Below are 15202 nucleotides of genomic sequence, written 5' to 3'. Positions count from 1 at the left end.
GGCGGCGCCAAAAGGCCGCCTGCTGGGCAGCTCCCTCTTTCCGTAACCAAGACTTCAGAATTTAGAGAACAAGAGAGAACAGGGACCACATGTCCAGCGAATCCTCCTTCGGCCTCATGCAGATCGGCCTCGCCACCGCGGAAGACATCCGTGGTTGGTCTTACGGTGAGGTCAAGAAGCCGGAAACCATCAACTACCGCACTCTCAAGCCTGAGAAGGACGGTCTTTTCTGCGAGAAGATCTTCGGACCTTCCCGCGACTGGGAATGCTACTGCGGCAAGTACAAGCGTGTCCGCTTCAAGGGCATCATCTGTGAGCGTTGTGGCGTCGAAGTCACCCGCGCCAAGGTACGCCGTGAGCGCATGGGCCACATCGAGCTGGCCGCTCCCGTAACCCACATCTGGTACTTCAAGGGCGTTCCGTCGCGCCTTGGCTACCTCCTGGACCTGGCTCCGAAGGACCTCGAAAAGGTCATCTACTTCGCTGCCTACATGATCACCAGCGTTGACGAGGAAAACCGCCACGCTGAACTGCCCAACCTCCAGGTCGAGCATGACCTCGAGAAGAAGCAGATGGTGGACAACCGCGACAGCGACATCGCCCAGATCGCCCGCGACCTTGAAGACGAGCTTGCCCGTCTTGAAGGCGAAGGTGCCAAGGGTGCGGACAAGAAGAAGGCCCGCGACTCCGCCGACCGCCAGATGGCGAACGTGCGCAAGCGTGCCGACGCCGACATCGAGCGCCTTGAGCAGGTCTGGGACCGTTTCAAGAACCTCAAGGTTGCCGACCTCGAAGGCGACGAAGGCCTGTACCGCGAACTGCGTGACCGCTACGGCATGTACTTCGAGGGCTCCATGGGTGCAGAGGCCATCAAGAAGCGCCTCGAAACCTTCGACATGCAGGCTGAGGCCGAGTCCCTGCGCGACACCATCCAGAACGGCAAGGGCCAGCGCAAGACCCGTGCGCTCAAGCGGCTCAAGGTTGTCAACGCATTCCTGACCACCAACAACAGCCCGCTCGGCATGGTTCTCGACGCCGTCCCGGTGATCCCGCCGGAACTGCGCCCGATGGTCCAGCTGGACGGTGGCCGCTTCGCGACCTCCGACCTCAACGACCTCTACCGCCGTGTGATCAACCGCAACAACCGACTCAAGCGACTGCTTGACCTCGGCGCGCCGGAGATCATCGTCAACAACGAGAAGCGCATGCTTCAGGAAGCTGTTGACAGCCTCTTCGACAACGGCCGTCGTGGCCGTCCCGTCACCGGTCCGGGCAACCGTCCGCTGAAGTCCCTGAGCGACATGCTCAAGGGCAAGCAGGGCCGTTTCCGCCAGAACCTGCTCGGCAAGCGTGTTGACTACTCCGGCCGTTCGGTCATCGTCGTCGGCCCGCAGCTGAAGCTGCACCAGTGTGGCCTGCCCAAGCAGATGGCACTGGAGCTCTTCAAGCCGTTCGTGATGAAGCGCCTGGTTGACCTCAACCACGCCCAGAACATCAAGTCGGCCAAGCGCATGGTTGAGCGTTACCGTCCGCAGGTCTGGGACGTGCTGGAAGAGATCATCACCGAACACCCGGTGCTGCTCAACCGTGCACCTACCCTGCACCGCCTCGGCATCCAGGCCTTCGAACCGCAGCTTGTGGAAGGCAAGGCAATCCAGCTTCACCCGCTGGTTTGTGGCGCCTTCAACGCTGACTTCGACGGCGACCAGATGGCAGTCCACCTGCCGCTGAGCCCGGAAGCCCAGGCCGAAGCCCGCATCCTGATGCTGTCCTCGAACAACATCCTGAAGCCGTCCGATGGCCGTCCGGTGACCCTGCCTTCGCAGGATATGATCATCGGCCTGTACCACCTGACCACCAAGCGCGTCGGCTCTGCCGGCGAGGGCCGCGTGTTCTCCTCGGTGTCCGAGGCCATCATGGCCTACGACGCCCGCGAACTTCACCTGAACTCCCAGGTCAAGATCCGCTTGGAGGACTTCGTTCCCTACGCAGGTTGGGAAGCCCCGGAAGGTTGGGAGCCCGGTCAGCCGGCGCTCGTTGAAACCTCCCTTGGCCAGGTCATCTTCAACCAGACGCTGCCTGAGGACTACCCGTGGGTTGAGGCTGTGGCCGACAAGGGCGAACTGTCCCGGATCGTCAACGACCTCGCTGAGCGCTACCCGAAGGTTGTCACCGCCGCAACGCTGGACAACCTGAAGGATGCCGGTTTCTACTGGGCAACCCGTTCGGGCGTCACCGTGGCTATCTCGGACATTGAGGTTCCGTCCACCAAGCCGGGCATCCTGGCTGGTTACGAGAACATGGCTGCAAAGATCCAGGGCCAGTACGACAAGGGCCTGATCGACGACGACGAGCGTCGCCAGGAACTGATCGAGATCTGGAACAAGGCCACCAACGAGATCGCCCAGGCGATGCGCGACAGCCTGTCCCCGATGAACACCATCAACCGCATGGTGTCCTCCGGTGCACGTGGTAACTGGATGCAGGTCCGCCAGATCGCGGGTATCCGTGGTCTTGTGGCCAACCCGAAGGGTGAGATCATCCCGCGTCCGATCAAGTCCTCCTACCGCGAGGGCCTGTCGGTGCTGGAATACTTCATCGCCACGCACGGTGCCCGTAAGGGTCTGGCCGATACCGCTCTCCGTACCGCCAACTCGGGTTACCTGACCCGTCGTCTGGTGGACGTCTCGCAGGACGTCATTGTCCGCGAAGAGGACTGCGGTACCGAGCGCGGCCTGGTCACGCCGATTGCCGTTCCGGACTCCAACGGTGAGTTGGTCCTGGACGAAAACGTCGAGAACAGCGCCTACGCACGTACCCTGGCCGTCGACGTCGTCGACTCCGAGGGCAACGTCCTGGCTCCGGCAGGCACCGACTGCGGCGACGTCGTCATCGACCAGCTGCTGGCGGCCGGCGTCACCGAGGTCAAGGTCCGCTCCGTACTCACTTGTGAGTCCAAGGTGGGAACCTGTGCACTCTGCTACGGCCGTTCGCTGGCCACCGGCAAGACCGTGGACATCGGCGAGGCCGTGGGCATCATCGCCGCACAGTCGATCGGTGAACCCGGTACCCAGCTGACCATGCGTACGTTCCACACCGGTGGTGCTGTTTCCGCGGGTGGTGGCGATGACATCACCCAGGGTCTGCCCCGTATCCAGGAACTGTTCGAAGCCCGTACTCCGAAGGGTGTGGCACCGATTGCGGAAGCAGCCGGTCGCATCACCATCGAAGAGTCCGAGCGCCAGATGCGCCTGGTGATCACTCCGGACGATGGCTCCGAAGAGATCGCCTACCCGGTACTGCGCCGGTCCCGCCTCCTCATCGAGGACGGCGACCACGTCAGCGTCGGCCAGAAGCTGATCAACGGTCCGGTGGACCCGAAGCAGGTTCTCCGCATCATGGGTCCGCGTGCCGCACAGAAGTTCCTCGTGGACGAAGTGCAGGGCGTGTACCGCAGCCAGGGTATCGGCATCCACGACAAGCACGTCGAGGTCATCGTCCGCCAGATGCTGCGCCGCGTCACGGTCATCGAGTCGGGCGACTCCGATCTGCTCCCCGGTGAGCTGGCAGAGCGCGCCCGCTTCGAGGACGAGAACCGCCGCGTCGTGTCCGAGGGCAAGGCACCGGCTTCCGGCCGTCCGGAACTCATGGGTATCACCAAGGCTTCCTTGGCTACCGAGTCCTGGCTGTCGGCAGCTTCCTTCCAGGAGACCACCCGCGTCCTGACGCAGGCGGCCATGGAAGGCAAGAGCGATCCTCTGCTCGGCCTCAAGGAAAACGTCATCATCGGTAAGCTCATCCCGGCTGGTACGGGCCTGCCCCGCTACACGGAGGTCACTGTGGAGCCGACGGAAGAAGCAAAGGCAAGCCTGTTCACGGGCCCCAGCGCTTTCACCGACTTCTCCTATGACGCCCTGGGTGGCGACGGCGCTCCCGAGTTCCACGCCATCCCGCTGGATGACTACGACCTCGGCAACGACTTCCGCTGAAATTCCCGGCAGTAGTCATTGACTGACAGCCCGGCCCCGCACTCTGCTGAGTGCGGGGCCTGGCTCGTTAAACGCAGCGCCCATGACGCGCCTCGAGGCGGCGACCCGGGGGAGTGGAGGACGACGGCGGCACGTGCCTGCCGCCGTCGTCCTCCATACACCCGATTAAGGTGCCGGATCAAGCCGTGCTAGACTTTTGGTAATTGTTCTGTGTGGCAGTGGATGAAGGCCGCCGCAGCATCATTTCGGTTTTGTTCTCATGGTGCTGGGTGGAGTCTGTTTCCGGGTTGCGGGCAACTTGCGCAACGAATGCCGCACTTTTGCACGCCTACCGGGAGTTCCGGCCGGCCGCAAGAGCAACGCCAAAGTTCCCACTGAGCACAGGCTGGCGCCTGTGTGTGGGGGCAGAGATCAAACAACGGAGAACACGAAAGTGCCTACGATTAACCAGCTGGTCCGCAAGGGCCGCACGCCGAAGGTCTCCAAGACCAAGGCTCCCGCGCTGAAGGGCAGCCCGATGCGCCGCGGTGTTTGCACCCGCGTTTACACCACCACCCCGAAGAAGCCGAACTCGGCTCTCCGTAAGGTTGCACGTGTGCGCCTTAACGGTGGTGTGGAAGTTACCGCCTACATCCCCGGTGTTGGCCACAACCTGCAGGAGCACTCCATCGTGCTCGTCCGTGGTGGTCGTGTGAAGGACCTCCCGGGTGTCCGCTACAAGATCGTCCGCGGTGCCCTCGACACCCAGGGTGTCAAGAACCGCAAGCAGGCCCGCAGCCGCTACGGCGCAAAGATGGAGAAGAAGTAATATGCCTCGCAAGGGTCCGGCCCCGAAGCGGCCGCTCGTTTCAGATCCCGTCTACGGCTCCCCGTTGGTCACCCAGCTGATCAACAAGGTCCTCATCGACGGCAAGAAGTCCACCGCAGAGCGCATCGTTTACGGTGCCCTTGAAGGTGCCCGCGCCAAGACGGGCGGCGACCCCGTCGCAGCCCTGAAGAAGGCCATGGACAACGTCAAGCCTTCCCTCGAGGTGCGCTCCCGCCGTGTTGGTGGCGCCACCTACCAGGTTCCGGTTGAGGTCAAGCCGGGTCGCTCCACCGCCCTCGCACTGCGTTGGCTCGTGGGCTACTCCAAGGCCCGCCGCGAAAAGACGATGACCGAGCGTCTCCAGAACGAGATCCTGGATGCCTCGAACGGTCTCGGTGCCGCTGTCAAGCGTCGCGAAGACACCCACAAGATGGCCGAGTCCAACAAGGCCTTCGCACACTACCGCTGGTAAAACTTCCCGGACGCCGCCGGCTCAACCGAGCCGGCGGCGAACGTGTAGTCCATCCGAAAGGGAGACCCCGTGGCACAGGACGTGCTTACCGACCTTAACAAGGTCCGCAACATCGGCATCATGGCCCACATCGATGCCGGCAAGACCACCACTACCGAGCGCATCCTGTTCTACACGGGTGTGAACCACAAGATCGGCGAAACGCACGACGGCGCTTCGACGACCGACTGGATGGAACAGGAAAAGGAACGCGGCATCACCATCACGTCCGCGGCCGTGACCTGTTTCTGGAACAAGAACCAGATCAACATCATCGACACCCCGGGCCACGTGGACTTCACGGTTGAGGTTGAGCGCTCCCTGCGCGTCCTCGACGGTGCAGTTGCTGTGTTCGACGGCAAGGAAGGCGTGGAGCCGCAGTCCGAGACTGTTTGGCGCCAGGCTGACAAGTACAACGTTCCGCGTATCTGCTTCGTCAACAAGATGGACAAGCTCGGCGCTGACTTCTACTTCACCGTGGACACCATCATTTCCCGCCTTGGTGCCAAGCCGCTGGTCATGCAGCTGCCGATCGGTGCCGAGAACGACTTCGTTGGCGTCGTCGACCTCCTTGAAATGCGCGCGCTGGTTTGGCCCGGCGACGCCAAGGGCGACGTGACCATGGGCGCTTCCTACGAGGTCCAGGAAATTCCTGCCGACCTCAAGGAAAAGGCCGAGGAATACCGTGCACAGCTCGTTGAGACTGTTGCCGAGGCTTCCGAGGAACTCATGGAGAAGTACCTCGAGGGTGAAGAAATCTCCCTCGAAGAGCTCAAGGCCGGCATCCGCAAGATGACCATCAACTCCGAGCTCTACCCGGTCTTCTGTGGTTCTGCGTTCAAGAACCGCGGTGTCCAGCCGATGCTTGACGCCGTTGTGGACTATCTGCCGAACCCGCTTGACGTTCCGGCGATGATCGGTCACGATCCCCGCGACGAAGAGAAGGAACTGACCCGTAAGCCTTCAGCTGACGAGCCGTTCTCCGCTCTCGCGTTCAAGATTGCTGCGCACCCCTTCTTCGGCCAGCTCACCTTCATCCGTGTGTACTCCGGTCACATTGATTCCGGTGCCCAGGTGGTCAACTCCACCAAGGGCAAGAAGGAGCGCATCGGCAAGCTTTTCCAGATGCACGCCAACAAGGAAATGCCCGTTGACGACGCAACTGCGGGCCACATCTACGCTGCAATCGGCCTCAAGGACACCACCACCGGTGACACCCTGTGCGATTCCAACGAGCAGATTGTGCTCGAGTCCATGAGCTTCCCGGAGCCCGTGATCTCGGTTGCGATCGAGCCGAACACCAAGGGTGACCAGGAGAAGCTCTCCACGGCCATCCAGAAGCTCTCCGCTGAGGACCCGACCTTCCAGGTCTCCCTCAACGAAGACACCGGCCAGACCATCATCGCCGGCATGGGCGAGCTCCACCTGGACATCCTGGTGGACCGCATGCGCCGCGAATTCAAGGTTGAGGCCAACGTCGGCAAGCCGCAGGTTGCCTACCGCGAAACCATCAAGCGCGCCGTAGAGCGTCACGACTACACGCACAAGAAGCAGACCGGTGGTTCGGGCCAGTTCGCGAAGGTCCAGATCGCGATCGAGCCGATGGACACCTCTTCCGGCGAACTGTACGAGTTCGAGAACAAGGTCACCGGTGGCCGCGTTCCCCGCGAGTACATTCCTTCGGTTGACGCCGGTATCCAGGATGCGCTTAACGACGGCGTCCTGGCCGGTTACCCGGTTGTTGGCATCAAGGCCACGCTGATTGACGGCGCGTACCACGATGTTGACTCCTCGGAAATGGCGTTCAAGATCGCCGGACGTATGGCTTTCAAGGAAGCTGCACGCAAGGCGAACCCTGTCCTGCTTGAACCGCTGATGGATGTTGAGGTCCGCACACCTGAGGAATACATGGGTGATGTGATCGGTGACCTGAACTCCCGTCGCGGCCAGATGCAGTCCATGGAGGACGCAGCCGGTGTGAAGGTTATCCGTGCACACGTTCCGCTGTCCGGCATGTTCGGCTACATCGGTGACCTTCGGTCGAAGACCCAGGGCCGCGCTGTGTACTCCATGACGTTCAACAGCTACGCGGAGGTCCCGAAGGCTGTAGCCGACGAGATCATCCAGAAGACCCGCGGCGAGTAATCACCCCGGTAGCGGATGCAATTCCGGTTCCGGGAAGGCATCTTAAGCGTGTGGGGCAGGGCCACGGCGAAAAACCGTGGCCCGGCCCCCTGCGCGAACAGAGTCCAGGAACTAAGATTGGTTCCTGAATCTGCAATTTCACCAAAACCAAGCCCCCAAGTAGACTTGCTAGAGTTTCTGCCGCGAAAAGCGCGGCCGAGGAGCACGTCACTTGAAATCGTTCTAGGAGGAACCTGTGGCAAAGGCAAAGTTCGAGCGGACTAAGCCGCACGTCAACATCGGCACCATTGGTCACGTTGACCACGGTAAGACGACGCTGACTGCCGCCATTTCCAAGGTGCTGTACGACCAGTACCCGGACATCAACGAGCAGCGCGACTTCGCGTCGATCGACTCTGCTCCGGAAGAGCGCCAGCGCGGTATCACCATCAACATCTCCCACGTGGAGTACCAGACCGAGAAGCGCCACTACGCACACGTAGACGCCCCGGGTCACGCTGACTACATCAAGAACATGATCACCGGTGCTGCCCAGATGGACGGCGCAATCCTCGTGGTTGCCGCTACCGATGGTCCGATGGCACAGACCCGTGAGCACGTTCTGCTCGCCCGCCAGGTTGGTGTTCCCTACCTGCTGGTCGCCCTGAACAAGTCGGACATGGTTGATGACGAAGAGCTCCTCGACCTCGTCGAAATGGAAGTTCGTGAGCTCCTGAGCTCGCAGGGCTTCGATGGCGATGAGGCTCCGGTTGTTCGCGTTTCCGGTCTGAAGGCTCTGGAAGGCGACCCGGTTTGGGTCAAGTCCGTCCAGGACCTGATGGCAGCTGTCGACGAGTCCGTTCCGGACCCCGTACGTGACCGCGACAAGCCGTTCCTGATGCCGATCGAAGACGTCTTCACCATCACCGGCCGTGGAACCGTTGTTACGGGCCGCGCCGAGCGTGGCACGCTCGCCATCAACTCCGAGGTTGAGATCGTCGGCATCCGCCCGGTCCAGAAGACCACGGTTACCGGTATCGAGATGTTCCACAAGCAGCTCGACGAAGCATGGGCCGGCGAGAACTGTGGCCTGCTGCTCCGTGGCCTCAAGCGCGACGATGTCGAGCGTGGCCAGGTTGTCGTCAAGCCGGGTTCCATCACCCCGCACACCGACTTCGAGGCAAACGTCTACATCCTTTCCAAGGACGAAGGCGGACGTCACAACCCGTTCTACTCGAACTACCGCCCGCAGTTCTACTTCCGTACGACGGACGTTACCGGCGTTATCACCCTGCCCGAGGGCACGGAAATGGTTATGCCTGGCGACAACACTGAGATGACCGTTGAGCTCATCCAGCCGATCGCTATGGAAGAGGGCCTCGGCTTCGCTATCCGTGAAGGTGGCCGCACCGTTGGTTCGGGACGTGTTACCAAGATCATCAAGTAGTTTCTGCTTGTAGATCGGGTAGCTTCCGTTTACGGAGCTTTCCGCAGAAGAACCCCACTGCCTCGGCGGTGGGGTTCTTCTTTGCTATGATTAATCCATCGTCTGGATTAATGCGGGCAGCGCCATGCCCGGGCACAGTTGGGAGCTGCCATGTACGGATTCGTGGGCCTTGTTTGGGCGCTGTTCTTTGTGGCCGTGACCGGCGGCGCCGGATACGTGTGGGGACTGGTGCGCGGTCGTCGCCAGGGTTCGGGCAAGACCGCAACGCCAATGGACGACGCCGGCGCGTACCGTGCAGGGTATCTCGCCGGTCACGTGGCTGGCTGGCGGGACGCAGTCAGCAGGGGGACAGGTGGCGGACCCGCACCCGGGCACACTCCTTCGCCTGCCGTGGCTCCGGCGGGGGGCCCATGGCAGCCCCGTGTGGCTGTTCCGCCGGTTCAACCGTCCGTGGGTTCGCCACCCCCGCTGCAGCCGCCGAGGACGGCGGCGGCCCAACTGGCGCCGTCGTCGTTTCCCGGGCAGCCGCTGCCCGCATGGGGGCCTCCAGCCGTGCAGTTAAGGCCCGCGCAAGCGCCTGTCCCGCCGGTCCGAAGGGAAACTCCTGCAGAGGCTGCGGCACGCAAGGAGAAGCGCGACCGCCAAAACATCAACATCACGCTGTACATCGCAAGTCTCCTGCTGGTGGCTGCAGGTGCGCTCTTCGTGGGTACCAGCCTTCCGGAAATGTTCAGGTTCGTGGCGATGTGGGGGATTACGGTCCTCTTCTACGTCACGGGACTGGTCCTCTATCCCCGCGTTGCGCGGCTTCGTCCCGCGGCCATGGCTTTCACGGGAACGGGTCTTGCCCTCGTGCCGGTCACCGGCGTGGCCATGTACAACTTTGCGCTGCACAACGGTCCGCTGGCCTGGCTGGTCACCTCATTGCTGGGTACGGCGGCGTACGTTTTTGCCGCGGTACGCCTGAATAACACAGTGCTTGCGTGGCTGTCCTTGAGCTTTGCAGTATCTACTGCCTGGTCGGGCGTCTCGGTGTTGGGCGGTGCGCTTGTTTGGTATTTCACGGCGTTGATCGGCCTCGCGATCGTCCTGACGCTGTTCGCCCTGGTCCGTCCGCGCTGGTTGCCATCGCTGTACCTGCGGCCCCTGGTGGTGTTGCATCCCTTTGTGGTGCCCACGGTAGGGCTCGCCGCAACGTTGACCCCAAACTTCCTGGGCAAGGGGGAGTACGCACTCATCATGGCGATGTGTGGCCTCTATTTCGCGGTGATGCTGTTTGTCCCCGCCGTGAAGTACCGTGTGGAGCACTTCTTCGCCGCGAGGGCAGCTTTTAGCCTGGCGATCATCGGCGCCGTCTGGGATGCGTCTGCCGATGCCAGCCAGGCCCTGTTCGCTGCCATCCTGGTCCTGGGCGTCCAGTCCCTTGGCATGGCTTTTGGTGGTGGCAGGATCACGCCCGGCTCGTGGTGGAATGACGCTGTCTCCTGCTTGGGACTGCAGTTCATCGCCGGGTTGATCCTGAGTTTCGTACTCGGTACAGGCACCTTTGATTTGCCGGTATACCTGCCCTTCTTTGTAGTGCTGGCCACGGCCATGACCTTGGGCTGGAAGTTGCGCGAAGCTGTGGCCTTCGCGCCCGGGGCGGTGCTCGGAGGATCCCTGGTGCTTGTTCCCTTGCTTGGAGCCTGGTCCGTGGCCCTGATGTTTGCCACGGCCGCCGTGTACTGGCTTTCCTTGGCGGCAGTGGTCCGGGGAGCCTTTGGCAGGGCGTTCGTTCTCTCTGCGCGTATCGCGTTCACTGTGGCAGTTCCTGCTGCCGTTGCGGGCTTCTCCATGGGCCACACCGAGCGGCCAGCTTTCACGGTCCTGGCCTGCGCCATTGCTGCGGGGTTGCAGCAAGTCGTGGGCGGTCTGTTCGAGCGAGGAGGCATCCCGGCACTGGCTCCCCGGGTGACCACCGGGCTGTTCGGCTTTGCCGCCTCTGCAGCCCTTGTGGCGTTGTCCTTCCTGGACGCCCTTCCAGGCCATCCGATCGTGGTGGCGGGGGTGTTGGCAGTACTGTCCTCCGGCATAGCTGCAGGCTGGCTGGCCTTCCCACGGAATTTCCTGCGGAAGACCGCGGGCGTTCAAGGCCCTGTGCGGTGGCGCCTGAACACCGCCGAATTGCTTGCGCCCGCCGCAGCCGTGGTGTCCTTGGTGGTCTCTGCCGCCGTGGTCTCGCGCGGTTTGGCCAACCTGGTCTTGGCTGCCGTCCTGGCTTACGCCGTGGCGACGGCTCTCCGCCTTCCCATTTCCCTGCACCGGAGAATCTATGGGTGGCTGGCCCGGGCGGCTGCGACCGTCCTGGCCGGCTCGGCCTATGCCGATCTGCTGAATAGCGGATTCGGTCTGCACTTGGCAGGGGAGGACCTCGCAGTCGCAACGATTGTCCTGTCGGTTCTTGCCGCCCAGATTCTTCTTGTCCTGTTTGCTTGGGGGCGTGGAAGGCAGCAGGGGGCGGCCACGGCAGATGTGGGCCTCCTGCTCGCCGGCATGGCAATGGTGACTACGTCCTTCAACGACTGGACGGGCTTGCCCGCCCTTGGCAGCTTCGGTGGGTGGCAACCGGGGGCTGGAGCAATCCTGACCGCCGCTGCTGCTGCAGTCTGCTCCGCAGTGTTGCGTCGACGCACTGTGGCCTGGGTCTTTGCTCCGGCTGCGATGGTCTTGACGCTGCTGCTCCGCGCCGGACATCTTCCCGACGCCGAAATCCTGTTGGGAATCTTTGTAGCCTATGGCTGCCTCATGGTGGTTGTGAACGGGCAGGAATTGGTACGGGGAAGCTATCTCCTGGCCGTTCGGGTCTTGTCTACGGCGTTGGTCGCAGTTGCAGCCGTCGACCTGTCGGATTCGAGCGCGGTTGCCTGGGTGGCTGTGGCAGCCTTCCTCTTCCTGCAGATTGCACTGCATGCTGGGTTCCGCACGTGGCTGCGTGAGATTCCCTTCCAGCGCCCAGCGCTCTGGTGCACGCTGGGCCTACAGTTGGTGATTCCCTTTGGCTACTTACTGGCAGGGGACTACGACGGCGGTGGCCGGTGGGTGGTTCTTCTGGCGCTGGCCCTTGCCGGCCTTGCGGCCGTGCTGGTGCGCATTACCCTGCAAACGCCAAACGCGCTTTACGTCTTGATGGCGGCAGCCACCGCGATCGTCGCGGCCGCCGGACCCACCCTGGTCTTTCCTTCCACTACCTTCCTGCACCAAGCCGTTCTGGACCGGTTCCAAGTACCGATTGCCTTCATGGCGTTGGCTGCTGCAGTAACCCTTGCGAAGGTGTTCCTGCGTCAGCGCGATCCTGGTGCGGGCACTGCCGTCCGCTGGATGTGGTTCACGGCCGCCATGGTGTTCGCAGGGGCTGCTTGTTTGTTCTCGCTCGAGGCTACGTCGGGCCTTACCGGTGCCGCCATGCTCACAATCTCCCTTGTCTTCTTTGTCGGCTCCCACGTCGGGTCTGCGCCCTCCTTCTATGCCGGCGCCGCCCCAAGCGCCCTCGTGGGTGCCGTGACAGCCGTCGACGGTGTGCTCTTTACAGGGGCCGGGGGCCCTTGGCGGGATTTCCTGCCGTGGCTCGTTGGGGGAGTTGGTGCTGGCCTGGCCATGTACGGGCTGGCCCGTCTGGGCGGAGCTGCCGTGGTGGGCCAGCCCTGGCGGCGGAATGCTTTGGCCGCCACAGCCTTGGCAGCGTTCGCTGCCGCGGCTGCCGTGGGGCTTGGCCATGACGCGACCGCGCTTGTGGGAGCCTTCCTCGTTGTGATGGCCGGTGCTGTGGTGGTGGCGGAGGTACCGGCCGGCAAGCACGCAGCGGCCGAAATGTGCGCCGTGGTTGCAGTGGGCGCATTCCAACGGGCAGTGCTGTTTACGGACGGCGCCCAGCCTGACTGGTTCTGGTTGGCGCAGTGGTATGTGGTGGCCGGCGTTGTTGTAGCAGGGGTGCGCTATCTGAGGGGCCATCGGGACGAGGCCAACCTGCGGCTGGGTACCACGTCCGGAATCCTGTCGCTCAGTTCGGTGGCAACCATTTTCTTCGGAACCCCTACGCAGCAGGTCTATGTCCTGGCGGCGCACGCCGTACTGCTTGGGGTGGGCTTGCTGCTGTCAGAACGGCTCTTCACGGCGTGGGGCGCGGCAGGTGTGGCCGCGAGCGTCATGTGGGCCTTGAGATCGTATGCCTTTGCCCTTCTGGCGCTGGTTGCTCTGGCCCTCATCGTCCTCGCCGTTTGGCGGTTGAACCGGAGGCCCCAGACCCCCGAACGTGGCCTGTCCAGCGGCAGCGGGCGCAGCGGCAACGGAGTCGGATAATGTTGCTTGGGTAGAAAGGATCAGCATGGAATTCCTGATTTTCCTGGTCATCATCGTTGCCATCGGAGGCGGCGTCCTTTGGGGTCGCAAATACTTCCGGAACGAAATCGACCGCGCCAAGCGCATCAACCGTGCCAACAAGAACAAATAGCGTTTTAACCTGCCTGGGCTAGGCATGGTGCCGGCGGGCACGCTCCAGGGCCCGCAGCCAGTAGAACGACTCCTTGGGCGTCCGCTCCAAGGTTTCGAAGTCCACGTGCACCAGCCCGAAGCGCTGGGAGTACCCGGCGGCCCATTCGAAATTGTCCAGCAGCGTCCACACGTAGTAGCCCCGGAGATCCACCCCCTCGGCTTGCCCGCCCGGTCCTGTGGCGGTGAGGGCGTGGCCAAGGTGCTCAGCCAGGTACGTGATCCTGTCGGTGTCCTGCACCGGGCCGCTCACATGGTCCGGCTCAGGGAAGCTTGCGCCGCCTTCGGTGATGTAGACGGGCGGGAGTGATTCCCCGTACCGCTGTTTCATCTCCTGCAGCAGGGTTGCCAACTGCTCGGGGGCCTCGGGCCAGCCGAACCCCGTCACGGGATATTCCTGGTACGCCGCAAGATGGAAGGGGACATTGACCATTTCCTCGGCCGTGCCTGTGGGTATCTCCGCCGGACCCCGACCGGAGGCCACCTTGATGGGGTAGTAGTAGTTGACCCCATAGAAGTCCAGCGGTTGGGCGATGACCGCGAGGTCGCCGTCCTGGACAGGTCCCAGGGACCGGAACCAAGGCCAGAGCGCGAAATGCGGCTTGGGGTACTGGCCGAGGAGAATGGCATCCGCATAGATACGGTTGAGGATCAGGTCCAGCGCTTCGGCCATGAGCCGGTCGGAAAGCTTGTTGGTGGCGGGGCGGACCGGGGAGTGCATGTTGGAAATGCCGATCCGGCCGGAAACGCCCGCTGCCCGCAGGGCCTGCACTGCGAGGCCGTGGCCCAGGAGCTGGTGGTGGGCTGCAGGCAGGCAATCGAACAGGAGCTGGTGCCCCGGGGCGTGTGCGCCCAAGGCATAGCCCTGCAAGGTGACTGACACCGGTTCGTTGACTGTCACCCAGGCATCCACCCGGTCGCCGAACCGCTCTGCTGCGACGGCACTGTAGGCAGCAAAGCGCAGTGCCGTCTGCCGGTTCAGCCAGCCCCCGGCGTGCTCCAGGGGAAGTGGCGTGTCCCAGTGGTAAAGCGTGACCATGGGGGAGATTCCAGCGGCGAGGAGCTTGTCGATCAAGCGGTCGTAGAAATCCAGGCCGCGCTGGTTGATGGGTCCTTGGCCATCAGGCTGGATCCTGGGCCACGACAAAGAGAACCGGTATGAGTCCACCCCGAGCTCCTGCATCAGGGCGATGTCCTGGTCTGCGCGGTTGTAGTGGTCGCACGCAATGGCGGGGGAGCCGCCGTCGACGATTGCTCCTGGCTTTTCCGAGAAGGCGTCCCAACCCGACGGGCCGCGGCCGTCCGTGGTGAGGGAGCCTTCGATCTGGAACGCGGCGGAGGCGACGCCGATGGTGAAGCCCGGACGAAGGCGCGCGGCAAGATCTTCCACGGAACCCGTATCCTGGACGGTCATTCACCTATCATCCATACCTTGGCTCGGCTGTGGCAATGGGCCGAAGAGGCCCGATTGGCCATCGGCTGCGAATTCCGGCATACTGGATGAGTTGTTCAAGCGCTTCTTCGCGTCCCGATCCGGATAATGCCGGGTGCCAGGGTCCAAGCTGAAGCCCAAACATAACCCTGAACCCCATGGAATGCGGTCGAGTTTGCGTGAAAATCGCGACACGCCCGACCGCGGGGGTCGGTGCGTCGGCAGGTTGAGGAACCCGGAAACTTCCGGATTCAGCTTGTGCGGCGTGTGGTGGTAGATCCTCAAACGCTTCGGCGGCCACAACAACAGGTAAGTAAACAGAGCAGCCCTAACTAGAGCAGCACTAGCTGAAAGAGAGTCAGGCGAC

Annotated in this window: 8 protein-coding genes; 7 read left to right on the top strand and 1 reads right to left on the bottom strand. The window is 62.8% G+C overall.

What is annotated here, in order from left to right:
• Nucleotides 1-89 precede the first annotated feature (89 nt).
• From ACFVSJ_RS05700 to ACFVSJ_RS05670, 7 genes are all read left to right on the top strand, one after another.
• The gene (locus ACFVSJ_RS05700) at nucleotides 90-3989 is read left to right on the top strand and encodes a DNA-directed RNA polymerase subunit beta' (protein ID WP_387435068.1); all 3900 of its coding nucleotides are present in this window, start codon (nucleotides 90-92) and stop codon (nucleotides 3987-3989) included.
• Between the two features lie 433 nt (nucleotides 3990-4422).
• Nucleotides 4423-4797, top strand: a complete 375-nt coding sequence (gene rpsL, locus ACFVSJ_RS05695; RefSeq protein ID WP_009358312.1) for a 30S ribosomal protein S12 — start codon at nucleotides 4423-4425, stop codon at nucleotides 4795-4797.
• A gap of 1 nt (nucleotide 4798) precedes the next feature.
• Nucleotides 4799-5269 carry a 30S ribosomal protein S7 gene (rpsG, locus tag ACFVSJ_RS05690; protein WP_021472399.1) on the top strand — a complete coding sequence of 157 codons (471 nt, stop codon included), beginning with the start codon at nucleotides 4799-4801 and terminating at the stop codon, nucleotides 5267-5269.
• Between the two features lie 69 nt (nucleotides 5270-5338).
• Nucleotides 5339-7453 carry an elongation factor G gene (fusA, locus tag ACFVSJ_RS05685; protein WP_387435066.1) on the top strand — a complete coding sequence of 705 codons (2115 nt, stop codon included), beginning with the start codon at nucleotides 5339-5341 and terminating at the stop codon, nucleotides 7451-7453.
• Nucleotides 7454-7688: 235 nt separating this feature from the next.
• Nucleotides 7689-8879, top strand: coding sequence for an elongation factor Tu (tuf, locus tag ACFVSJ_RS05680; protein WP_224088318.1), 1191 nt, complete (start codon nucleotides 7689-7691; stop codon nucleotides 8877-8879).
• 150 nt (nucleotides 8880-9029) lie between these two features.
• Nucleotides 9030-13214, top strand: a complete 4185-nt coding sequence (locus tag ACFVSJ_RS05675; protein WP_387435064.1) for a hypothetical protein — start codon at nucleotides 9030-9032, stop codon at nucleotides 13212-13214.
• Nucleotides 13215-13239: 25 nt separating this feature from the next.
• Nucleotides 13240-13365, top strand: a complete 126-nt coding sequence (locus tag ACFVSJ_RS05670; RefSeq protein ID WP_387435063.1) for a hypothetical protein — start codon at nucleotides 13240-13242, stop codon at nucleotides 13363-13365.
• An 18-nt stretch (nucleotides 13366-13383) separates the two neighbouring features.
• On the opposite strand, the gene ACFVSJ_RS05665 is transcribed toward ACFVSJ_RS05670, so the two are convergent.
• Nucleotides 13384-14817, bottom strand: a complete 1434-nt coding sequence (locus ACFVSJ_RS05665; RefSeq protein ID WP_387435062.1) for a GH1 family beta-glucosidase — start codon at nucleotides 14815-14817, stop codon at nucleotides 13384-13386.
• Nucleotides 14818-15202: the final 385 nt, after the last annotated feature.

The sequence above is a fragment of the Paenarthrobacter sp. NPDC058040 genome (assembly GCF_042885775.1).
GTDB lineage: Bacteria > Actinomycetota > Actinomycetes > Actinomycetales > Micrococcaceae > Arthrobacter.
The sequence above is the reverse complement of the archived record's forward strand: the minus strand, read 5'-3'. Positions and strand labels throughout refer to the sequence as shown.